This window comes from Trinickia symbiotica (assembly GCF_002934455.1).
Lineage (GTDB): Bacteria > Pseudomonadota > Gammaproteobacteria > Burkholderiales > Burkholderiaceae > Trinickia > Trinickia symbiotica.
On record NZ_PTIR01000002.1, the window covers coordinates 468,949 to 489,450 of the forward strand.

Annotated in this window: 20 protein-coding genes; 10 read left to right on the forward strand and 10 right to left on the reverse strand. The window is 63.6% G+C overall.

Annotated features, from left to right (window positions below; translation table 11 throughout):
- Window positions 1-66: 66 nt before the first annotated feature.
- The gene (locus B0G57_RS05900; RefSeq protein WP_051089971.1) at window positions 67-1,062 is read right to left on the reverse strand and encodes a LysR family transcriptional regulator; all 996 of its coding nucleotides are present in this window, start codon (window positions 1,060-1,062) and stop codon (window positions 67-69) included.
- A 290-nt stretch (window positions 1,063-1,352) separates the two neighbouring features.
- On the opposite strand from B0G57_RS05900, the gene B0G57_RS05905 reads away from it, so the two are divergent.
- Complete coding sequence (locus B0G57_RS05905) at window positions 1,353-2,918, forward strand: methyl-accepting chemotaxis protein (protein WP_018439197.1); 1,566 nt, start codon at window positions 1,353-1,355, stop codon at window positions 2,916-2,918.
- On the opposite strand, the gene B0G57_RS05910 is transcribed toward B0G57_RS05905, so the two are convergent.
- The gene (locus B0G57_RS05910) at window positions 2,915-3,823 is read right to left on the reverse strand and encodes a LysR family transcriptional regulator (RefSeq protein WP_018439196.1); all 909 of its coding nucleotides are present in this window, start codon (window positions 3,821-3,823) and stop codon (window positions 2,915-2,917) included. The two genes, B0G57_RS05905 and B0G57_RS05910, sit on opposite strands and share 4 nt — an antisense overlap.
- Window positions 3,824-4,123: 300 nt before the next feature.
- On the opposite strand from B0G57_RS05910, the gene B0G57_RS05915 reads away from it, so the two are divergent.
- The 5 genes from B0G57_RS05915 (at window position 4,124) to B0G57_RS05935 (ending at window position 10,569) form a co-directional block, all read left to right on the forward strand.
- Complete coding sequence (locus tag B0G57_RS05915; protein ID WP_020566016.1) at window positions 4,124-5,608, forward strand: UbiD family decarboxylase; 1,485 nt, start codon at window positions 4,124-4,126, stop codon at window positions 5,606-5,608.
- A complete protein-coding gene (locus B0G57_RS05920; RefSeq protein WP_018439194.1) occupies window positions 5,601-6,215 on the forward strand; it encodes a UbiX family flavin prenyltransferase in 615 nt (204 codons plus the stop codon). The genes B0G57_RS05915 and B0G57_RS05920 overlap by 8 nt, the downstream gene beginning before the upstream one ends.
- Window positions 6,216-6,350: 135 nt before the next feature.
- Complete coding sequence (locus B0G57_RS05925; protein ID WP_018439193.1) at window positions 6,351-7,712, forward strand: MFS transporter; 1,362 nt, start codon at window positions 6,351-6,353, stop codon at window positions 7,710-7,712.
- Entirely contained in the window at window positions 7,709-9,394 is a 1,686-nt protein-coding gene (locus B0G57_RS05930; RefSeq protein ID WP_018439192.1) for a thiamine pyrophosphate-binding protein, read from the forward strand. Before B0G57_RS05925 ends, B0G57_RS05930 begins: the two co-directional genes overlap by 4 nt.
- Window positions 9,391-10,569, forward strand: coding sequence for an alpha-hydroxy acid oxidase (locus tag B0G57_RS05935; RefSeq protein WP_018439191.1), 1,179 nt, complete (start codon window positions 9,391-9,393; stop codon window positions 10,567-10,569). Before B0G57_RS05930 ends, B0G57_RS05935 begins: the two co-directional genes overlap by 4 nt.
- Before the next feature lie 11 nt (window positions 10,570-10,580).
- Here the strand turns inward: B0G57_RS05935 and B0G57_RS05940 are convergent, their stop codons facing one another.
- From B0G57_RS05940 to B0G57_RS05975, 8 genes are all read right to left on the reverse strand, one after another.
- Window positions 10,581-10,985 carry a hypothetical protein gene (locus B0G57_RS05940; protein WP_018439190.1) on the reverse strand — a complete coding sequence of 135 codons (405 nt, stop codon included), beginning with the start codon at window positions 10,983-10,985 and terminating at the stop codon, window positions 10,581-10,583.
- A 64-nt stretch (window positions 10,986-11,049) separates the two neighbouring features.
- Complete coding sequence (locus B0G57_RS05945; RefSeq protein WP_026229392.1) at window positions 11,050-11,244, reverse strand: YqaE/Pmp3 family membrane protein; 195 nt, start codon at window positions 11,242-11,244, stop codon at window positions 11,050-11,052.
- Window positions 11,245-11,422: 178 nt separating this feature from the next.
- Entirely contained in the window at window positions 11,423-11,818 is a 396-nt protein-coding gene (locus B0G57_RS05950) for a hypothetical protein (protein WP_035468241.1), read from the reverse strand.
- 46 nt (window positions 11,819-11,864) lie between these two features.
- On the reverse strand, window positions 11,865-13,694 hold the full coding sequence (locus B0G57_RS05955) for a S10 family serine carboxypeptidase-like protein (protein ID WP_018439187.1): 1,830 nt from the start codon (window positions 13,692-13,694) through the stop codon (window positions 11,865-11,867).
- A gap of 580 nt (window positions 13,695-14,274) precedes the next feature.
- Window positions 14,275-14,571, reverse strand: coding sequence for a CCDC90 family protein (locus B0G57_RS05960; RefSeq protein WP_018439186.1), 297 nt, complete (start codon window positions 14,569-14,571; stop codon window positions 14,275-14,277).
- A 30-nt stretch (window positions 14,572-14,601) separates the two neighbouring features.
- Window positions 14,602-14,805 (reverse strand): helix-turn-helix domain-containing protein, encoded by a 204-nt coding sequence (locus B0G57_RS05965; RefSeq protein WP_018439185.1) that lies wholly within the window; start codon window positions 14,803-14,805, stop codon window positions 14,602-14,604.
- Window positions 14,806-14,930: 125 nt separating this feature from the next.
- Complete coding sequence (locus tag B0G57_RS05970) at window positions 14,931-15,371, reverse strand: copper chaperone (RefSeq protein WP_018439184.1); 441 nt, start codon at window positions 15,369-15,371, stop codon at window positions 14,931-14,933.
- Window positions 15,349-16,119 (reverse strand): DUF899 domain-containing protein, encoded by a 771-nt coding sequence (locus tag B0G57_RS05975; protein ID WP_018439183.1) that lies wholly within the window; start codon window positions 16,117-16,119, stop codon window positions 15,349-15,351. Before B0G57_RS05975 ends, B0G57_RS05970 begins: the two co-directional genes overlap by 23 nt.
- 125 nt (window positions 16,120-16,244) lie before the next feature.
- On the opposite strand from B0G57_RS05975, the gene B0G57_RS05980 reads away from it, so the two are divergent.
- From B0G57_RS05980 to B0G57_RS05995, 4 genes are all read left to right on the forward strand, one after another.
- A complete protein-coding gene (locus B0G57_RS05980; protein WP_018439182.1) occupies window positions 16,245-17,462 on the forward strand; it encodes a hypothetical protein in 1,218 nt (405 codons plus the stop codon).
- Window positions 17,463-17,490: 28 nt separating this feature from the next.
- On the forward strand, window positions 17,491-18,177 hold the full coding sequence (locus B0G57_RS05985; RefSeq protein WP_018439181.1) for a Vgb family protein: 687 nt from the start codon (window positions 17,491-17,493) through the stop codon (window positions 18,175-18,177).
- A gap of 93 nt (window positions 18,178-18,270) precedes the next feature.
- Window positions 18,271-19,725, forward strand: coding sequence for a multidrug transporter subunit MdtD (gene mdtD, locus B0G57_RS05990; protein ID WP_018439180.1), 1,455 nt, complete (start codon window positions 18,271-18,273; stop codon window positions 19,723-19,725).
- A gap of 92 nt (window positions 19,726-19,817) precedes the next feature.
- The gene (locus B0G57_RS05995; RefSeq protein WP_018439179.1) at window positions 19,818-20,492 is read left to right on the forward strand and encodes an HAD family hydrolase; all 675 of its coding nucleotides are present in this window, start codon (window positions 19,818-19,820) and stop codon (window positions 20,490-20,492) included.
- Window positions 20,493-20,502 lie beyond the last annotated feature (10 nt).

Sequence of the window (20,502 nt, forward strand, 5' to 3'; positions counted from 1 at the left end):
AGCCGCGCGCGGTCAGCCCGTCGACAGGTCCAAGCCATCCGCCGAAAAGCGTCAACGGGGCATACGTCAGGCCGCTACATGGCCGCTTTCCTGGGGGCGCTTCTTCCCGCTGGCGGCACGTGCGCCGCTCGGCGAGCCGCCGCGCCAGTCATCGCCGCCTTCGAGCGCCGGCGTCGACTCGAAAAGCTCGGCCACCCATTCGGCGAACACCCGGACTTTCGCGGACAGATGACGGTTGTGCGGATAGACGATCGAAATGGGCTTCGGCTTCGGATTGAAATCCGGCAAAACCTCTTGCAGCGATCCGTCGAGCAGATGCGGCAACACCATGAAGAGCGTCGGCTGAATCAACCCGAAGCCCTCCACGCCGCAAGTGACGTAGGCGTCGGAATCATTGACCATGAGGGCGCCCTTCACCCTGACTTCGACAGGCTTCCGGTCGATCATGAATACCCACGGATGGGGACGGCCGTCATGGCTCATCCGAAAATTCACGGCGCGATGGCCCTCGAGGTCGGCAATCGTCCTCGGCTCGCCGTATCGCTTCAGATACTCGGGCGATGCGCAGGTAACGCGCTTCAACGTGCCGATCCGGCGGGCGACCAGCGACGAGTCCTCGAGCGGCCCGACCCGAATCATGCAGTCGACCCCTTCCTCGATCGGATCGACGGGCCGATCCGACAGCCCCAGATCGAGCGTGATATCCGGATAGCGCTGATGAAAGATCGAGAGCGCCGGAATTACGAGCCGGCGCCCGATGGCGCCCGGCATGTGCACCCTCAGCGAACCGCTCGGCTTGCGGTTGCCCTGCTGGAAGCTGGCGTCGGCTTCCGCGATCTCCGAGAGAATCTTCATGCAGTGCTCGTAGTACGCGGCGCCGTCGGGCGTCAGCGAGAGCCGCCGCGTCGTCCGGTGCATCAGTCGCACGCCCAGCAACGCCTCGAGGTTCTGGATCGTCGTCGTCACCGTCGCGCGCGGCATGCTGAGCGTCTCAGCGGCCCGCGTAAAGCTGTTCGCGTCCACCACGCGGGTAAAAACCTCCATTGCCTGAATGCGGTCCATATGCCAGCCCTCCGGTCGCCAACGCGTCAGGATAGGACAGCCGACATGGCCGGCACAAGCCGATTCCTATTTGATTCTTGACTATTCGTATTGGCTGAACAGTGAGACTTCTTGGGGGCTGGTGAGCCGATCGACGCTCGAGAAGCGGCAATTCGATCAGCGTTATTGATAAGACGAATAATTTACGCTGATGACGCCCCTCCCTGCATAAAGTTATCCCCCTTGCACGCCGTAGATGATCGGTGATTGCAACCATCCTGGCGCGCATGCGCACGCCGCCGTATCGACAGATGACAAAACTATCGCTGAGTCAGCGCCTCTGGATCGTGACCATCGCCGTCTGGCTGGGCCTGTTGTCGCTTGGTGTATTCGACGCCTTCAAAGCCCGCTCACTGATGATCGCTGAGCGGGAAGCCTCGCTGAAGGGCGTGATCGACATCGCCACCAACGTCGCCAATGCCTACTATCAGCAAGCCCAGAACGGAACGCTGCCGCTCGAGCAGGCCAAGCGCGAAGCGTTGGCACGCATCAAGGAGATGAGATACGGCAGCAACGGCTACGTCCTCGTCGACAACTCCGAGGGGATCGTGCTCATGCATCCGGCCGTGCCCTCACAGATCGGCAAACTGACGCTCGACGCGCGGGACGGCACGGGCAAGCTCTACATCCGCGAGATCATCGATGTCGCATCGAAGGGCGAAGGCTTCGTCAACTACGTCTACGTGAAGCCCGAAACGGGAAAGCCGACGCCGAAACTGAGCTACGTTCGCCGGTTCGAACCGTGGGACTGGAACCTGATCACCGGCGTCTATAGCGACGATATCGACGCGATGTTTCGCGGCATCCTGCTGCGCGCGCTCGTGCTCATGCTCACCATCGGCGGGGCCGTCACGCTGGTGACCACCCGCATCACGCGCGGCATCCGGCGTCAGTTGGGCGGCGAGCCCGACTACGCCGCTCAGATCGCGAGCCGTGTCGCCGATGGGGACTTGACGGCTTCCGTTGCCGCGCGCACGGCGGACGATCGCAGCCTGCTCGCCGCCATGGCTCGCATGCAGCGCAATCTGTCGTCGATCGTCGGCCGCATACGCGGCAGCGCGGAAAATCTCACGACCGCCGCGCAGCAGATCGCCGCGGGCAATACCGATCTTTCGGCGCGCACGGAAGAACAAGCTGCGTCGCTCGAGCAAACGGCGGCATCGATCGAGCAATTGACCGCCACGGTCAAACAGAATGCGGAAAGCGCGGGACATGCGAACGGCCTCGCGACGAACGCGTCCGAGATCGCGGCGCGAGGCGGCGACGTCGTCGGCCGTGTCATCGATACGATGCAAGGGATTTCGTCGAGCTCGACCAAGATCGGCGACATCATCGGCGTCATCGACGGAATCGCGTTTCAGACGAACATCCTTGCATTGAACGCGGCCGTCGAAGCGGCGCGCGCCGGCGAGCAAGGCCGCGGATTCGCTGTCGTGGCCGGCGAAGTGCGCACGCTCGCCCAGCGCAGCGCTGCCGCGGCGAAGGAAATCAAGGAGCTCATCGTTGAATCGACCACGCGCGTTCAGGACGGCTCGGCACTCGTGGAGCAAGCGGGCAGTGCGATGCGCGAGATCGTCGAAGCGATCGAGCGCGTCAGAAGGATCATCGGCGAGATCGCCGCGGCCTCGACGGAGCAGAGCACAGGGATCGAGCAGGTCAATCGCGCGATCGCGCAGATCGACGAGGTGACGCAGCAGAATGCGGCGCTCGTGGAGCAGGCATCGGCCGCCGCCAGCCTCATGGCCGATCAGACGCAACAGCTGATCGCCGCCGTCGCCGTGTTTCAGACGGCCGAGCACGAAGCCGCAATGTATTAGCGCGTATCCGTGCTCGATACCTGGCGCAGTTCGTCGGCGATGATCGCGATCAGTGCATCCGTCGCCGCACCGGGCGGGCGCCGCGGATGACTGATGCGCACGATGTGGCGCACGATGCGCGGCGCGAGAATCGGATGGGCCCGCATCGTGCCTCGCTGAACCGATCGCTCGACGACGATGCGCGGCAGAATCGTCGCAAAGCGCGTGGTCTCGACGAGCTTCACGATCGCGCTGAGGACGTCGATCTCGAAGCGCGGCGCGAGCAACACATCGGCGGCTTGCGCCGCCGCATCGAGCACGCCGCGCAATCCGTGACGCTTCGTGGGCAGCACGAGATCGAGGTCCTGCAGCTGACCGAACTCGATCACCGAAGGCAGCGTCGGGCCGGCGGCGACGCCGGTTGCGAGCACCATTTCTTCGTCGAGAAGCGGCTCCGAATCGAGCGACAGACGCGCACGTGGTCGGTTGATCAGCGCGGCGTCGAGTTGGCCGCCGGTGACGAGATCGATGAACGTCGCGCTATAGCCGTCCACAACCGTCACTTCGACGTGCGGATACTGCGCGTGAAACCGCGAGAGTGCATCCGCCAACACCGTCTCGGTGACGGATGCGATGAGTCCCAGCGATACATGCCCCGTCACGATCTCGTCGCGCTGCATCAGTTGCATGCGCGCGTGCTGAAGGTCGCGCATGATCGGCAGAAACAGTCGATACATGAGCCGGCCCGCGGCAGTCGGCGTCATGCCATGCGCTCCGCGCTCGAACAAGGTCTGGTGGAGCTCGTCCTCGAGCTTGGCGATCTGCATGCTGAGCGCGGGCTGAACGATGTTGAGCCGCTTCGCGGCGCGCGTGACCGAGCCATCCTCGAAGAGCGCAATGAAGTATTGGATTTGCTTGAGGTCCATGTCGTTTCGCCGTCGGCGGAAATTGCCGCCTTTATCATCATCGTCGCTGATCGATCGATCGCCCGGTCATCAATCGTCCTCGACCGATTCAATGCTCGCGATACATATCCATGTCTGCGACGAGCCAGTGCGCCGACATCAGTGACAACACCGATATCACGCTGACTGATTTGATCGATCAGAAAACAATATTAGCCGTTATAGGTCCGACTCGCTATGCTGCGTCAAATGCCGATTGACTTGCCGCGCGACGGCCGTTCACGACGATCGGCGGCCATGGCCAGAGAGGAACCCCCTTCAATGAATTCACGAGAGTTGACGGCGCCCGCAACCGCCGGAGTCCGCGAAAGCGGCGCGGCGCCCGCACGTACGCTGCGCGACTGGCTCGCGCATCTGGACCGGACAGGTCGGCTCGCCACCATCGAGCGCACAGTCGATCTGAAGCATGAGCTCGCCGCTATCGCGAAGCGTCTCGACGGGCGGCAGGCCGCCTGTTTCATGCGCCCCGGCTCCCATTCGATCGCCGTGGTCAGCGGCTTCATGTCACGCCGGGCGTGGATCGCGGAGGCGATGGGAGTCAGTGAAGACGCCCTGCTGCGGCGCTTTTCCGATGCGGCGGCGCATCCGTTGCCATGGCGTGAAGTCGACGCGGACGAAGCCGCGTGCCAACAGATCGTGCACACCGCGGGCATCGATCTCTACGCGCTGCTGCCGATACCGACGCACAGCGAGCATGACAACGGTCCGTACATTACGGCGGGCCTCGTCATCGCGCGCAACCCGCGCACCGGTATCCAGAACGTCTCGATCAATCGCATCCAGGTCCACGGCCCCGACCGAATGGGGATCCTGATGCTGCCGCGGCATCTCCACGAGTTCTACAGCGCGGCCGAAGCCAATGGCGAACCGCTGGACGTCGCCATCGCGATCGGCGTCGATCCGCTCACGCTGCTTGCCTCGCAAGCCATCACGCCGATCGATCATGACGAGCTCGAAATCGCTGGCGCGCTGCACGGCGAGCCCCTGCCCGTCGTCAAATGCAAGACGAACGAAGTGCGTGTGCCGGCCAATGCGGAGATCGTCATCGAGGGGCGCATCCTGCCGGGCGCGCGTGAAATGGAGGGACCGTTCGGCGAGTTTCCGAAGTACTACAGCGCGCGCGAGGCGCGTGAAGTCATTGAAGTCCGCGCGCTCACGCATCGTCGCCATCCGATCTATCACACGATCGTGCCCGCCGAGATGGAGCATTTGCTGCTCGGCGCGATCCCGCGCGAAGCGACGTTGCTCGGTCATCTCCAACGCAGCCACCCGAACGTGAAGGACGTGGAGTTGTCCGTCGGCGGCGTCTGCCGCTATCACCTCTGGGTCCAGCTCGACAAGAAGCGCGAAGGGGAAGCCAAGAACGTGATCCTCTGCGCATTCGGCGCGCACTATGACATCAAGCAGGTCGTCGTCGTCGATACCGATGTCGACGTCCATGATCCGGCCGAAGTCGAATGGGCGATCGCCACGCGCTTCCAGGCCGATCGCGATCTCGTCGTCATCGAGGGCGCGCAAGGGTCCGTGCTCGATCCTTCGACGACGGTCGGCCTGCCCGACGATGCGCCGCCGCACATGCAGGGCATCAGCGCGAAGATGGGCCTCGACGCGACGCGCCCGTTGGTTTATTCCGGACACGTCTTCACGCGCGTGCGCATTCCAGGCTTCGAGACCGCGGACCTCGCGGCGCTCGTCGCGCCCGACAACGCCGCGTTCGGCACGTACATGAGCCGTGCCAATGGCTAGGCCGCGCCTCGTCGTCGGCATCACCGGCGCCAGCGGTGCGATGATCGGCGTGCGCTTGCTCGCGGCGCTGCGGCGCCTGGGCACGCACGAGACGCATCTCGTGGTTTCGCCGTCGGGCGCCGTGACGGCCGCCCAGGAACTCGGCGTCGGCCGCGCCGATCTCGACCGTCTTGCCGATGTCGTACACAACGTGCGCGACATCGGCGCGTCGATCGCGAGCGGATCGTTCGTCACCGCCGGCATGGTGATCGCTCCCTGCTCGATGAAGACGCTCGCCGCGGTCGCGCATGGCTTCGCCGACAATCTGCTCACGCGCGCGGCCGACGTGACGCTCAAGGAGCGGCGGCGCCTCGTGCTCGTCGTCCGCGAAACGCCGCTCAATCTCGCACATCTTCGCAACCTGACGCTCGCAACCGAAATGGGTGCCATCGCTATGCCGCCGGTACCCGCCTTCTACGCGCATCCGAAGACGATCGAGGACGTCGTCGACCACACGGTCGGGCGCATCCTCGATCTCTTCGGCGTCGAGCATGGCGAGATCCCGCAGCGATGGAGCGGCCTTGCCGACTCGTTCAGGAACGGCGGATCGGACGAGCCCGAGTGTTGAGTGTGTGCAAGCGGCCCGCGCCAACCGTCGCCCGCACGCGAGCAGGGCTGCCGGCGCCGCCTAATCGCGGGAGACGATCGCCTTGCCTTCCCCGTATGAAAAAAGCGTTGGAGACCCTTCACGGAGCACAAGGAAATGAATACGACCGTTGGCGGCGTTAGCAGCACCACGACACAGAGCAATCGCAGCATCGTCATTGCCGCGGCCTCTTCCTGTTTCGGCTGGGCATTGGATCTCTTCGATCTCTTCGTGCTCCTCTATGTGGCGCCCGTAGTCGGCAAGCTCTTTTTTCCTTCGGAACATCCAACGCTCTCGCTGGCCGGCGTCTATGCATCGTTCGCCGTGACGCTGCTGATGCGCCCGCTCGGTTCGGCTCTGTTCGGGTCTTATGCGGACCGCCACGGCCGCAAGCGTGCGATGAAGATCGCCGTGCTCGGCGTGGGCGTCACCACCGCGGTGTTCGGCACGTTGCCGACGGTGCACCAGGTAGGCATCGCCGCGCCGGTCATCTTCGTGCTGCTGCGACTCGTGCAGGGCGTGTTCGTCGGCGGCGTGGTGGCGTCTTCCCACACGATCGGCACCGAGTCGGTGCCGCGGCATTGGCGCGGCGCGGTCTCGGGCTTGATCGGCGGCGGCGGCGCGGGTATCGGCGGGCTCATCGCCTCGTTCGTTTTCTATGTCGCGTCCGACCTGTTTCCCGGCCCGCAGTTCGAGGTCTGGGGCTGGCGCACGATGTTTTTCGCCGGACTGCTGACCTCGCTGATCGGCGCGCTGCTATTCACGAAGCTGGAAGAGTCTCCGTTCTGGAAAGCCCAACAGGCGCACCGCGCCGCGCGACGGGCGGCAGGCGTGGCGCAGAAGTCGCCGCTGCGCGTCCTGTTTTCCCCGCCGCATCGCCGCGTGATGCTCGTCAACGTGATTCTGACCGGCACGAGCGGCGCGGGCTACTACCTCTGTTCCGGCTATATGCCGACGTTTTTCAAAGTCATCAAGCACTTGCCGAACAGCGCAACGTCGACCATCCTGATGACGACCGGACTCCTTTCGATGATCGCCGCCGTCGCGATCGGCGCACTCTCCGAGCGTTTGGGCCGCAAGACCGTCTTCATCGGCGCGGGGGTGCTGCGCCTCGCCCTGCTGCCGGTGCTCTATCTGCTGATGACGCGAACGACGAGTGTGCCCGTGCTCGCCGCCTATGCGCTGCTGCTCGCGATTCTCGGCGGCGCGACCTACGCTCCGCTACTGATCTTCCTGAACGAGCGCTTTCCCACGGCGATTCGCGCGAGCGGCACCGGTCTCTCCTGGAATATCGGCTTCGCCATCGGCGGCATGATGCCGACGGTCGTCTCGCTGTTCGCGCGCGACATGCAGCGGTTGCCCGCGACTCTGTCATGGTTCCTATTCGGCATTTCGGCGCTGTTTCTGCTCGGCGCCTTGATCGTGCCCGAAACGCGGGGCAATCTCGACATCGAAAGAGAAGCGGAAGACCAACGATGACCCTTGAAACCGAATTTCTCACAGGCGCGCGTCTGCTCGTCGATTCGTTGCGTACACAACTAACTGATACGATCTTCACGGTGCCGGGCGAGAGCTTTCTCGCGGTACTCGATGTGCTCTACGACGTGCGCGATGAAATTCGCCTCATCGTCTGCCGGCATGAGAGCGGCGCGGCCAATATGGCCGAAGCGCACGGCAAGCTCACGAATCGGCCGGGCATCTGCTTCGTCACGCGCGGCCCCGGCGCATCGAACGCGTGCATCGGCGTACACACGGCAAGGCAGGACTCGACGCCGATGATCGTTTTCGTCGGTCAAGTGTCGCGCGATGCGCTCGAGCGCGAAGCGTGGCAGGAGATCGATTACCGCCAGATGTACGGCCACGTCGCGAAGTGGGTCACGCAGATCGAGTCCGCCGCGCGAATTCCCGAGATCGTGAGCCGCGCATTCCATGTGGCGACGTCGGGACGACCTGGCCCGGTCGTCATCGCGCTGCCCGAGGATATGCTCGTCGAGCTCGTTCCCGCGGAGAATGTGCCGCCGCTACTGCCCTCTCAGTCGATCGCCATGGAGCCGGCCAGGGCGCAGATCGACGAACTGCGAACGCTGCTCGACGAGGCGCAGCGGCCGGTCGTCCTGCTCGGTGGCGGCGCATGGACTCCCGCCGCGTGCGCCGACTTGCAGGCGTTCGTCACGCGCTTCCATTTGCCCGTGGTTTGCGCGTTCCGTCGGCAGGACCTGTTCGACAATCGCGATCCGCACTATGCGGGCGAAGCCGGGCTCGGTATGGATCCGGCCCTCGCCGAACGACTGCGCGCAGCCGATCTCGTTGTTGCGATCGGACCGCGGCTCGGCGAGACGAGCACACACGGCTATGAACTGTTTTCCGTTCCGGTGCCCGCGACAAAGCTCGTCCATGTCCATCGCGACGCCGCTGAACTCGGGCGGGTCTACCGTCCGCATCTCGCGATCAATGCCGGCATGGCCGAGTTCGCGCAAGCGCTGTCACGATTGCCCGCGCCCGCCCACTCCAGGTGGAGCGATTGGACTCGCGCCGCGCACGCCGACTACGAAGCTCGGCGAACGCCGCCCGCAAGCAAAGGGGCAATCGATCTTGCGGCGATTGTGGCGCACGTCGACGAGACCCTGCCTGAGAACGCGATCGTCAGCAATGGCGCCGGCAACTATACGTTGTGGGTGCAACGCTTCTTTCGTTATCGCGGCTGGCGCACGCAGCTTGCCCCGACGAGCGGGGCGATGGGCTACGGATTGCCCGCCGCGATCGCGGCAGCATTGCACGAACCGACGCGGCCGGCGGTCTGCTTCGCGGGCGACGGTTGCTTCCTGATGACGGGTCAAGAACTCGCGACGGCGGTGCAATACGGCGCTCGCGTCATCGTGATCGTCGTGGACAACGGCATGTACGGCAGCATCCGCATGCATCAACACCGCCACTACCCGGGGCGTGTCATCGGCACCGAGCTCAAAAGCCCCGACTTCGTCGGGCTCGCGCGCGCGTATGGCGCCTATGCCGAGCAAGTCGAGCGCACTGAAGATTTTCCTTCGGCCTTCGAGCGCGCACGCGCTGCGCGGACAGCGTCTGTGCTCGTCTTGCCCACCGAACCCCACGTCCTTACGCCAAATTTAGTCATCGATGCCGGAGCGGAGGCGAACGCTCGATGAAACTCGCGCGTCATTTGTCCATCGGCGACCTCGAGCGCAGTGCGCGCCGCAGGTTGCCGGCCAGCATCTATGGTTACGTTAGCGGCGCGGCCGAAGACCAATGCGCGCTCGCGGGCAATCGTGCCGCATTCGCTCGTTGGGCACTCGTCCCGCGAATGTTGACCGGCGTTGCCGAGCGCTCGCAGGAGGTCGAACTGCTCGGCGTGCGCTATGCATCACCGATCGGCATTGCGCCAATGGGGCTTGCCGGACTGTGCGCGCATGACGGCGACCTCCAACTCGCCCGTGTCGCGCATAGCGAGCGCGTGCCCTTCGTTCTGAGCGCGGCGTCGACGGTGCCGCTCGAAGCGATCTCGAACGCCGCGCCCGGCAGCTGGTATCAGGCCTACTTGAGCGCCGATCGCGCCGCGATCGCCGCTCTACTCGCGCGCGTCGAAGCCGCGGGCTTCCCCGTACTGGTGGTGACTGTCGATGTCCCGCTCGCTTCCCTACGAGAAAACGAGCTGCGCAACGGCTTCAGCGTGCCGCTGCGCTTGAGCACTCGGCTCGTGCTCGGCGGGCTCGCCAGGCCGCGCTGGATGTGGTCCACGTTCGCGCGGACACTGGCCACGCGGGGCATCCCGCACTTCGAGAATTTCACCGCAACGCGCGGCGGACCTATCGTCACTGGGGCCACCGGCGATCACCGCAGCGGACGTGCGGCGCTCAACTGGGGCGATATCGACTGGATAAGGAAGCAGTGGAACGGCAAGCTGCTGATCAAAGGCATCCTTCATCCGGGTGATGCACGGCGCGCGAAAGAGGCCGGCGCCGATGGGGTGATCGTGTCGAACCATGGCGGCCGGCAACTCGACGGTGCGCTCGCCACGCTTGATGCGCTGCCCGAGATCGCCGCGGTTGCGGGCGACATGGCCGTCATTCTCGATGGCGGGGTGCGCCGCGGCACCGACGTGCTGAAGGCGCTCGCACTGGGTGCGCGGTTCGTTCTCGTGGGCCGGCCCGCGATGTATGGACTCGCGGTGGGCGGCGAGGCTGGCGTCCGGCATGCGCTGCGACTGCTGCGGCGGGAAATCGACGTGGATCTCGCGTTGATCGGATGCGCGCGGATCGCCAATATCGATCGGGAGTTCGTGGCGCGGATCCATCAGATGGGCTGGCCCCGCGATGAAGCATAAAGCGCTTCCGGCTACTGATCACCGCCGCCCAATTGGCCATCCAAGCGCAGACGACCTTCCTCGACCCACCCTTGGAAATCCTCGCCGGACTTATTCACATACATCACTTGGTACCACGTCTTGTATGGCTTATAGACCGTCACGACGTCGCCGGGAACAATAAAGGTACGCTTGGTCAGGCATTGAGGAGCGGGAGCCGAATAGAAATAGGCACGCCCCGATCCCGTGACTGTCGCGGAAGCCGGCGGTCTGAAATTGTCGTCCGGGCCGCTCGTCGCCGCGTTGAGTTTTTGACAGTCCAATGAACCTTCAGCATGCGCATAGGTTGTGGGGAAGCTCGCGCAGAAGACGAGAATCGCTCCTCCCCACATACTCGCCGACATCGCGATCTTTGCCACGATACGTTTCGGAGACATAGATGTCGGTTGTCTATGGCTTTGTTGTAGGACCCGAACGGGCACCTCGAGCGTTCCGAGCGTCTCAGCCGCGGCTTTCCAATGCGCGCTCGATTTTCTTGTCCGTCTTGTACTGGCTCAACGCATAAACGGACCAGATAGCGGCGGGCACCCATCCGATAACCGTGAGTTGGAGAAGAAGACAGATGATTCCAGCGAACGGACGGCCGATCGTGAAAAACTGGAACCACGGCAAAACCAAAGCGAGCAAAAGACGCATTGCGATCCCCATCTAGTGAGCGTCGTTATCGATACCGGCTAACGGCCGGGCGGCGCGCTTGCGCGCCGGTCATTGTCTCATTGTTCCCCCTTTCCTCGGGCAGCGCAAAAAAAAACGCCCGCGCGCGAATCCGCGTGCGGGCAGCATGACGCTTCCGTGATCGGGCGTCGACGCGCCTTTATTGCCGTTGACGCTGCTGCAGGTACTGCCTGACATCGCTCATCGTGACGCGCCCGCTGTGCGTCGTGTCGATCTGATCGAAGTGCTTGGCGATATAGCCGAGCCCATTCGCTTGGGCTTGCGTCTTGGTGATCGCGGCGCCGTTGCTGAGCACCGTGTTAGCGCCAAGGCGTGCGTCGAGCCGCTGCTGCGCCTGTTGGGCCAGGTCGTTGCCCGTAGTCGGCATCGTCGCCGTCGCCCGCGTTCGCGGGAAGTACGGTCCATCGACCCCGCCGCCGCGATGCGGCAGTTGGACAGGCGCAACCGATTGAAGCGTGGCCGCAGCGACACCACCGGCCAGCACGCTCAATAGCATCAAGAGAGAAAGTCTTCGCAGCATATCGATTGGTGACATGATCCGCTCTCTATAAGGGGTAGCTGAAGAAACCGGCAATCGCCGGTTACTGCGTCGAGGACTGTGCCGCCAGCGTCGGCGTGCCCGCCGGGCTTTCGTCTCTCCACGGCGGCGGCAGCATCCAAAGTCCAAGCGCACCGGGCGCTGGCTGTGCTGCATAAAAATCACGCAGGTCCGATTTCATCTTCGGGCGCGCATTGTCGTCGAGATAGATCATGTGGCCGCCGGGATAGAGCGTCACCTGCAGGTTCGGATTCAACCCTTGCACTGTCTGCAAGCGTGCGAGCTGTTTCTCAGTGTTGAAGAACGGCGTGGCGAGATCGTGGTAACCGTTCAACGCAAGCACCTGCAACTGCGGGTTGAGCTCGATCGCCGCCAGCAGATCGGGAATCGTATCGGGCAGCGGCTGGCCGTCGTGCGAAAAGTCCCAGACGTTGATGATGTTGTCGTTCAACGGCATGTAGGTCGCGTTCGGCGCCGTATAGCCGAGATACGTCGGCATCTGCGTCGCGAGAGCCGTCGTGAACGGCTGCGAAATCAGGATATCCGAAGGATCGCCATCGGCTTGCAGACGCGGATCGCTATCCGGCAGTGACACGCGTCCGTCGTAGCGGCCGATCGTCGTGCCCGGCAGCAGTTCGTTGTTGAATGGATTGATGTTGAAATAACCATTCAGCGCCTGGAACGACAAGCCCGACGACCACGTCCACGAAGCCAGCGTAGGCGCGCTCGGGAAAACCGGCGTGCCCAGGAACGTCGGTACGCCGAGTTGGCTCAGTACCCACGACTGCGCATACTTCCTGAAGTCGCGATAGTGGGTTGTCGCGAACAGCTCCGACTGGAACGCAAACAGCGCCGGGTCGACCTGAACCGGCAGCGACAGTTGGTTGAAGTAGGCCGCCACCGCCGCGTATCCGGGGTAATAGCCGCTCAACGTGTCGGTGTCGAGCTTGAGCGCATTCATGTCGATCGTGTTGCCGCTGAGGATCGCGACCGCTTCGATCGCATCGGCGAAGTAATTCAGGATTGACGACTGCAGCATGATCCCCGTCAGATGAACGCCGGCGGATTCGAGCGCGAGCGCCAGCATGTCCGTGCGCGGCGTGCCATACGATTCGCCATAGAGATACAGCGGCGAATTGCTCCGGTTGTTCGCCGCGATATAGCGACGAATGAAGTCGCGCATCACATTGACATCGGGATCGCTGCCCCAGAACTTCTGGTTCGTGTTTGGCGCAATGGCCTCCGAGAGCCCCGTGCCCGGCGGGTCGATGAAGACCATGTCGGTCGTATCGATAAGACTCTGCGCATTGTCCACGAGCGGGAAATTCGGCCAATTCGTCATCAGTGGATCAGGCGTGGCCACGCGCGTAGGGGCGAACGAGCCAAGCCGCAGCCAAATCGATGAGGAGCCGGGGCCACCGTTGTAGAAGAACGTGACCGGGCGAGCCGTCCCGTCCTTGCTCGGCGCCGTATAGGCGACGTACGACATCGTCGCTTCCGGCTTGCCGCCAAGATCGAAGGCCGTCAGATGGCCCGTTGTCGTCGTGTAGTGAATCGTCGTATTGCCCGACGTCCAAACGTGATGCATGACGGCCGCCTTCTCCGTCACTTGCGTCGGATCGAGACTGTCGCCCGCGTTCGTCGAATAGGCTATCTGATCCACGAAAGGCGCATCGGCCATCGCCTGCTGCTCAACGGCTGACTGCGCTGCCGTGGGTTGCTGCGCATTCGCGCTTGCCGCCACCGGCGAGCCGCCGTCGCCACCGCCGCACCCGGCAAGCGCAAGCGCCGCCGCCGCAATCGCACCGAGCCAGAGCCCGCCGCCATGACGACGCTCGAGGCTGGGTGCACCACTCCTATCTCGCTTCTTCATTATTCGTCCTTGGAGGTTGAGTTGCCTTGTCTCGATGACCGCCACCTTCTATACGCGTCGTTTCTTCGCGGCGCGCAATAGCAGACGACGGTCGACCTTCAGCCCTCTTCTCGACACAACCAAGAGCCTGACTATCGAACCGCATAAATGAATACTGCGTGATGCGAAACGTCTGTTAAGCGATTTTGATAAAGAATTTCGGAGGGTAATACATAGATACCGATAAGATCGGCGTTATGAAATTAGGCGGGAACGTGCGGCTTGTCAAGGCGTGGCGGCGTCGGTTCCTCGAGCGTACGCACTAGTTGTGGCGCGCTCGAGCACCCCGGGACGAAAACCTTTTCTATTGCCGGAGTTCTACGTGCTCAATCGCCCGCCCCTTGAAATAGTAAGGTATTTGTCAATAAAAAGTATAAAGGACGTTCTTTCTTTATTTAACGTAGCGAAGCAATCTATCGATAACTCGTTGAATTGTGAAAAGGATCGAGCGCGCGTCCCGCTTTGTGATGCAATCGCGGCATGAAGATTGCAAACCGGTTCGTTGCGGGTTTTATCGACGCCTCTTGCGAAGAACGCCGGACTAGTGAATGAGCTTGACGAGTCCGACGACCAGGGCAGTCATGGCGAACATCGTGCCGATGTACCACTTGATCAGTTCGGCTTTTGTCTCGGCCAGCCTTGCCGAGACACTGGCATCAAGCGCGGCCAGGTCTTGCTTCGTCGCAATCTGATCATCGATGATTTCGCGCAATGCGTGCGCCTGGCCCTTGGCCTGCTCGTGCGTAAAGCCAGCGGCCTCGAGCTTTTCAGCGTAAGCAAGCGTGTCAAAAACGATAGCCGTCATCGCGCGTCGAGGAAGGTCGTTGAAGGGATCCATGGTAGCGCGCCCAGGCTTCAAATGCAATCCCTACGTTGCATTGCGCTGCACGGTCAGCACCAGGCCTCGATACGCGTCGGCCTCCTTTGGCGGAACTGTCTGCCCCGTCTTTTCGTAGCGACCGATTTGCTGTCGCGTGAGGCCCCAACGCTCCGCGAGCTGCGTCTGCGTCAGCCCGACCTTCTTGCGCAGCGCCTGCGCGTCCTCGCCGTAAAGCACGTCGGTATCCTTCATGGGCGGCTCTTCAAATGGAACTTGCATGTTCCATTATGATACCGCACCCACGGTTCTTATCTCGAAATACGCCCGCCTCCGACAGTACTCCTCGTGACGCTGAAAAAGCAATTAGCCGCGATGTTTCACCCCTGCAAGCCGGCATGCATGATCAGGCCCAGTCCCACCACGACGACAACGGCACCAATGGCCCGTGCGATACGCTCGCCGTCCGGCGCGAGCCGTTCGCCGGTAATGGCAACCGTCACGACAGTCATCATGCGCAAGTCGATGATTCCAACGGCGAGCAAAACCGCCGTCAAGCCGAGCGAGCAATAGCGCATCCGCATCCAGGTCATCGACATCGACCAGCCGCCCGCCATCGGCATTCCGTCCATCGACGACATCGATGCGGACCAGACGACCGTGATCGCCGCGCCGATGACGAAAAGCAGCGCCGACGTGCCGAACAGGGCTCGCTGGGAGGCGAATTCCGAGGCCATGGGCCGCGGAATCGCCCGCTCCGCGGGATGGTCTTCCATCATGCTCATTTTGAACGCTGCCTCAACGCGTTTCGTACTCGTCATGGCGAACCCACCAGAGGCCGTCCGCTTCGTTGCGTCCTTTCGGCGCGCGATCGAGCCACTGGTACATGCCCCAGAGGCCGTCCAATCCTCGTGCATAAGTCGAGTAGGTGTGATAGACGACACCATCCTCGAGGATGAATGCGCTCATGCCGGGCCGGTCGCGCGTGTAGGTCGCCGCGTCGGTGCCGCATGCAGCCGCGAATTGACCGACGGGCTCGGGCGGCTGCTTCATGTCCATGACATGACCGTCGCGCGCGTAGTTGTATTCAATGCCGCCTTTGCACTGCTGCTCCTCAGTGATCGACACGTTGAAGTCGAAGTTGAATTCGCTGCCGAGCGACGACGCCCAAGGAAACGTCCAGCCCATCCGCCGCTTGTACGCCTGCAGCTTTGCGAGCGGCGCCCGCGACACCGCCATCAGCATGACGTCGTGGTTCGCGAGGTGAACGGCGAATCCGTTGAACCCATCCGCGATCGCCGAGCACGATGGGCACCCCGCTTTGTAATCGGGCCCAAACATGAAGTGGTAGACGAGTAGCTGCGATCGCCCTTTAAACAGGTCCGGCAGCGAAACATTGCCTTCCTCAGTGTCGAACCGATAGTCCTTCTCGACGCGGACCCACGGCATTGCCTGCCGCTGCCTCGCCAGTTCGTCGCTGCGTCGCGTCAGCTCCTTCTCGGCCTCGAGGAGCTTGATCCGCGCCGCGAGCCACTCGTCACGTGTGCCGGTTGCATGTGTCGTCGCCATTCGTTCCTCCTGAAGGGGTTTCGTCGTTCGGTCGGTCCCCGATTCGACATGCTCGTTGGTGAGCGTGGTGATAGATTAGGGCCGGGCGTCTGACGAGGGGGAGTGACAACTGTGGCGCGATTCGGATGGACTCGCTGATCGAGGCCGCGGCGCGCGCGCTCGCGGCCGGGGATGCGCTCGGTGCGCTGAATCGCGTCGCGCTGCGCTCAGACGCGCCCGCGCTCGCGCTTCGAGGCGTTGCCATGGCTCAGCTCGGAGATCTGGCGCGAGCAAAAGCGCTGATGCGCAGCGCGGCGCGCGCCTTCGGTCCTAAAGAAGCGTTGGCCCGCGCAAGGTGTGTCGTCGCCGAGGCCGAGATCGCGCTCGCCTCGCGCGAGCTCAACTGGCCGGCGAAGATGCTGCACGCGGCACGCGCGACGCTCGAAGCGCATGGCGATCGGCTGAACGCGGCCCACGCGCGGTACCTCGAAGTCCGGCGCCTCTTGCTGATCGGCCGCCTCGAGGATGCCGAGCGCTTGCTCGTCGGACTCGACCCCGCACCGTTCCCGCCCGCGTTGAAGGCAGCGCACGAGCTGATCGTCGCGGGCATGGCGATGCGGCGGCTCGAGGCAAAGGCCGCGCGCGCCGCGCTCACCCGCGCCCGACAGGCCGCGGCCCATTCGGGCATTCCTGCGCTGAAAGCGGAAGTCGAGAGCGCGGCTCTCCTGCTGTCGACGCCGGCGGCGCGGCTGATCGCGCACGGGCAGGCGCATCCGCTACTTCTCGAAGAAGTCGAAGCGCTGATGATGTCGGGCGCGCTCGTCGTTGACGCTTGCCGGCATATCGTCGCCTGCAACGCAGCCCCCGCGATCCATCTTGCACGGCGACCGGTGTTGTTCGCGATCGCCCGCGCCCTCGCCGAGGCGTGGCCCGAAGACGTGCCCCGAAACGCATTGATCGCCGATGCATTCCGGACGCAGCTCCCCGATGAATCGCATCGTGCGCGGCTGCGGGTGGAGATGGCACGGCTGCGCGCCACAATTCGGCCGCTAGCAGAGGTGATCGCGACAAAAAGGGGATTTGCACTGGTCCCGCAGCATGCTCGCGAGATCGTCGTGTTGGCACGGCCCGTCGACGAGAAGCACGCGGCCGTGCTCGCTTTGTTGGCGGACGGCGAATCGTGGTCGAGTTCCGCCGTGGCGCTCGCGCTCGGCGCCAGTCAGCGGACGGTGCAGCGGGCACTCGATTCGCTCGCGGAGAGCGGCAAGGTGCAATCGGTCGGCCGCGGGCGGGCCCGCCGTTGGATGACACAGCCCATGCCGGCTTTGGCGACCACGTTGTTGCTCCCCGCTCGGCTAGTCTAGTGAATGGAAAATACGTCAGGAGACATGCATGAAACGATCGGCAGCCGAAATCATCCGCGAGTACGGCCCGTTTCCCGGCGCCGACGGTGTGCACGGCGTCAGCTACGACGGCCACCATGTCTGGTTCGCGACCGGCGACAAGCTGCAGGCGTTGGACCCGTCGAGCGGGGAAACGCTACGCTCGATCGACGTCGCGTCGCGTGCGGGAACGGCGTTCGACGGGGAGCATCTCTTTCAAATCGCCGACGACCGCATCCAGAAGATCGATCGCAAGACGGGGCGTGTGATCGCCACGATTCCCGCGCCGGGCGGAGGCGGCAACTCGGGGCTCGCATGGGCGGAAGGAACGCTTTGGGTCGGGCGCTATCGCGAGCGCAAGATTCACCAGGTCGACCCCGAAACAGGCGCCGTTCTTCGCACCATCGAGTCCAACCGCTTCGTCACGGGCGTGACATGGGTCGACGGCGAGCTCTGGCACGGAACTTGGGAAGACGACGCAAGTGAGTTGCGACGAATCGACCCGCAAACGGGCGAAGTGTTCGAATCCATCGAAATGCCGGAAGGCGTCAATGTCTCGGGGCTCGAGTCCGATGGCGGCGAGCAATTCTTCTGCGGGGGCGGTGGCAGCGGCAAGTTGCGGGCGGTGCGCCGACCGAAGCGTGACGACACGGCCGGTAGCGGCGAGGACCAACCTGGCGACGCCATGCGCACCTGACCGAATCGAATGGAGTGAAGCCGCTAAAATACTCGGACGTTTTCTACCGATCGTCCCGTCGTCTTCCCGAGCAGCCCCATCGTCCCACACCCCATGCGCGACATCACGACCGAGACCGCGATCGAGCCAGACAAAGCGCACGAGCGCAAATTGACGATCACGCTATGGCTCGTCGCCACGGGGTTCTTCATGCAGACGCTCGATACCACGATCGTCAACACGGCCCTGCCCGCAATGGCGCGCAGTCTCGGCGAGTTGCCGTTGCGTATGCAATCGGTCGTCGTCGCCTACTCGCTGACGATGGCGCTGATGATCCCCGTCTCGGGCTTTCTCGCCGATCGCCTTGGCATGCGGCGCGTGTTCTTCGCCGCGATCCTCGTTTTCACCGTGGGGTCGCTCTTTTGCGCGAGCTCGCGCGCGCTTTGGCAGTTGGTCGCGTCGCGCGTGTTGCAAGGCGTCGGCGGCGCAATGCTGCTGCCTGTCGGGCGCCTCGCGATTCTGCGCACGTTTCCGCGCGAGCGATACCTGGCGGCGCTCAGCTTCGTTGCCATCCCGGGTCTCGTCGGCCCGCTGATCGGCCCGACGCTCGGCGGCTGGCTGACCGACGTCGCTTCGTGGCATTGGGTCTTTCTGATCAATGTGCCGGTCGGCGTCGTCGGCTGCGCGGCCACGGCGCTCTTCATGCTCGGCGAGCCATTGCCTTCGGCCGGCGGCTTCGACATCAAAGGCTATGCGATGCTCGCGCTGGCGATGCTTGCGCTCACGGTCGCGCTCGATGGTCTCGCGGAGCTCGGGCTCCAGCATGCCATCGTCCTGGTGCTGCTTATCTTTGCGTTCGCTTGCCTGACGGGGTACGCATTGCACGCCGCGCGCAGCGAGGAGCCGCTGTTCTCGCTCGACCTGTTTCAGATCCCGACTTTTCGGGTCGGCCTCCTCGGAAACCTCTTCGCGCGCATCGGCAGCGGGGCGATGCCGTACCTGCTGCCGCTTCTGCTCCAGGTGAGCCTCGGCTATTCGCCGTTTCACGCGGGCCTGATGATGTTGCCGGCCGCCGCTGCCGGCATGGCGTCGAAGCGCATCGTCGTCGAACTCATTACCCGGTATGGATACCGCTCCGTGCTGCTCGTCAACACGGTGATCGTCGGCCTGACGATGGCGAGCTTCGCGCTCGTCGCGCCAAACCAGCCCATTTGGGTGCATATCGTGCAGTTTGCGATCTTCGGCGGTTTCAATTCGATGCAGTTCACCGCCATGAACACGCTCACGCTGAAGGACCTCGGCACCGGCGGGGCCAGCAGCGGCAACAGCTTATTTTCGCTGGCGCAGATGCTCTCGATGAGCCTCGGCGTCACCGTGGCCGGCGCGCTGCTCGGCACCTTTACGTCGTTGTTCGGCCATCAATCGTCCAATCAAACGCTCGTGGCGTTTCATGCGACGTACGCATGCGTCGGCGTCATCACCGCGTCTTCGGCCTGGATCTTCGCGCAGCTCGCACCCGATACGCGCGGGGTCAGCGGCCACGGCGAAGCGCATATCGGAGAGGATTGAGCCGCGCGGTACGCACGTTGCTGCACAGTCCCGACATCACGAATCGACGCCTGAAGGCGTTGAGCGAACCTGAGCAAGAGGATCACCCACCTATGCGCATCGAGACATCGTTTCTTTTCGACCTCGACGGTACGCTCGTCGACAGCGTCTATCAGCATGTGCTCGCCTGGAAGGAGGCGCTCGACTCGGAGGGCATCGATCTTTCCGTCTGGCGCATTCACCGCAAGATCGGCATGAGCGGAGGTCTCTTCGTCAACCAGCTCCTGCGCGAAACGCACGATCAATTCAACGAGGATCGAGTCGAGCGTCTGCGCGTCGCCCACACTGCGGCCTATCAACGCCTCCGTAGCGACGTGAAGCCGCTGCCGGGCGCGATCTCGCTGCTCGACGCGCTGACGCGGGCAAACATTCGATGGGCGATCGCGACGAGCGGGCGGATGGAAACGGCGAAGTTCAACCTCGAAGCGCTCGGCGTCGACCCGCAAACCGCCGTCGTCGTCACGCGCGATCAAGTCAAGCACGCGAAGCCCGACCCCGATCTCTTTCTCGCGGCTGCCGATCGGTTAGGTGTGCCGATCGAGCATACGGTCGTGGTCGGTGACAGCGTCTGGGACATGCTGGCGGCGCGTCGATGCCGGGCGCTCGGCGTGGGACTGCTCTCGGGAGGCTATGGAACCGACGAGCTCGAGAAGGCGGGGGCCCTGCGCGTCTATGAAGACCCCGCCGACCTCCTCTCTCATCTCGACGAAGTCGCGGCTAGGCCATAGCGGATTGCGC

Bases quoted from the DNA above. Each gene is read 5' to 3' on its own strand.
- B0G57_RS05955 (WP_018439187.1), bottom strand. From the start codon at position 13,694: ATGAAGAAGCGAGATAGGAGTGGTGCACCCAGCCTCGAGCGTCGTCAT.
- B0G57_RS05970 (WP_018439184.1), bottom strand. From the start codon at position 15,371: ATGACGAGTACGAAACGCGTTGAGGCAGCGTTCAAAATGAGCATGATG.
- B0G57_RS05925 (WP_018439193.1), top strand. From the start codon at position 6,351: ATGAATACGACCGTTGGCGGCGTTAGCAGCACCACGACACAGAGCAAT.
- B0G57_RS05965 (WP_018439185.1), bottom strand. From the start codon at position 14,805: ATGAAGGATACCGACGTGCTTTACGGCGAGGACGCGCAGGCGCTGCGC.
- B0G57_RS05995 (WP_018439179.1), top strand. From the start codon at position 19,818: ATGCGCATCGAGACATCGTTTCTTTTCGACCTCGACGGTACGCTCGTC.
- B0G57_RS05940 (WP_018439190.1), bottom strand. From the start codon at position 10,985: ATGTCTCCGAAACGTATCGTGGCAAAGATCGCGATGTCGGCGAGTATG.
- mdtD (WP_018439180.1), top strand. From the start codon at position 18,271: ATGCGCGACATCACGACCGAGACCGCGATCGAGCCAGACAAAGCGCAC.
- B0G57_RS05930 (WP_018439192.1), top strand. From the start codon at position 7,709: ATGACCCTTGAAACCGAATTTCTCACAGGCGCGCGTCTGCTCGTCGAT.
- B0G57_RS05945 (WP_026229392.1), bottom strand. From the start codon at position 11,244: ATGCGTCTTTTGCTCGCTTTGGTTTTGCCGTGGTTCCAGTTTTTCACG.
- B0G57_RS05910 (WP_018439196.1), bottom strand. From the start codon at position 3,823: ATGGACCTCAAGCAAATCCAATACTTCATTGCGCTCTTCGAGGATGGC.
- B0G57_RS05920 (WP_018439194.1), top strand. From the start codon at position 5,601: ATGGCTAGGCCGCGCCTCGTCGTCGGCATCACCGGCGCCAGCGGTGCG.
- B0G57_RS05985 (WP_018439181.1), top strand. From the start codon at position 17,491: ATGAAACGATCGGCAGCCGAAATCATCCGCGAGTACGGCCCGTTTCCC.
- B0G57_RS05950 (WP_035468241.1), bottom strand. From the start codon at position 11,818: ATGTCACCAATCGATATGCTGCGAAGACTTTCTCTCTTGATGCTATTG.
- B0G57_RS05915 (WP_020566016.1), top strand. From the start codon at position 4,124: ATGAATTCACGAGAGTTGACGGCGCCCGCAACCGCCGGAGTCCGCGAA.
- B0G57_RS05935 (WP_018439191.1), top strand. From the start codon at position 9,391: ATGAAACTCGCGCGTCATTTGTCCATCGGCGACCTCGAGCGCAGTGCG.
- B0G57_RS05960 (WP_018439186.1), bottom strand. From the start codon at position 14,571: ATGGATCCCTTCAACGACCTTCCTCGACGCGCGATGACGGCTATCGTT.
- B0G57_RS05900 (WP_051089971.1), bottom strand. From the start codon at position 1,062: ATGGACCGCATTCAGGCAATGGAGGTTTTTACCCGCGTGGTGGACGCG.
- B0G57_RS05980 (WP_018439182.1), top strand. From the start codon at position 16,245: ATGGACTCGCTGATCGAGGCCGCGGCGCGCGCGCTCGCGGCCGGGGAT.
- B0G57_RS05905 (WP_018439197.1), top strand. From the start codon at position 1,353: ATGACAAAACTATCGCTGAGTCAGCGCCTCTGGATCGTGACCATCGCC.
- B0G57_RS05975 (WP_018439183.1), bottom strand. From the start codon at position 16,119: ATGGCGACGACACATGCAACCGGCACACGTGACGAGTGGCTCGCGGCG.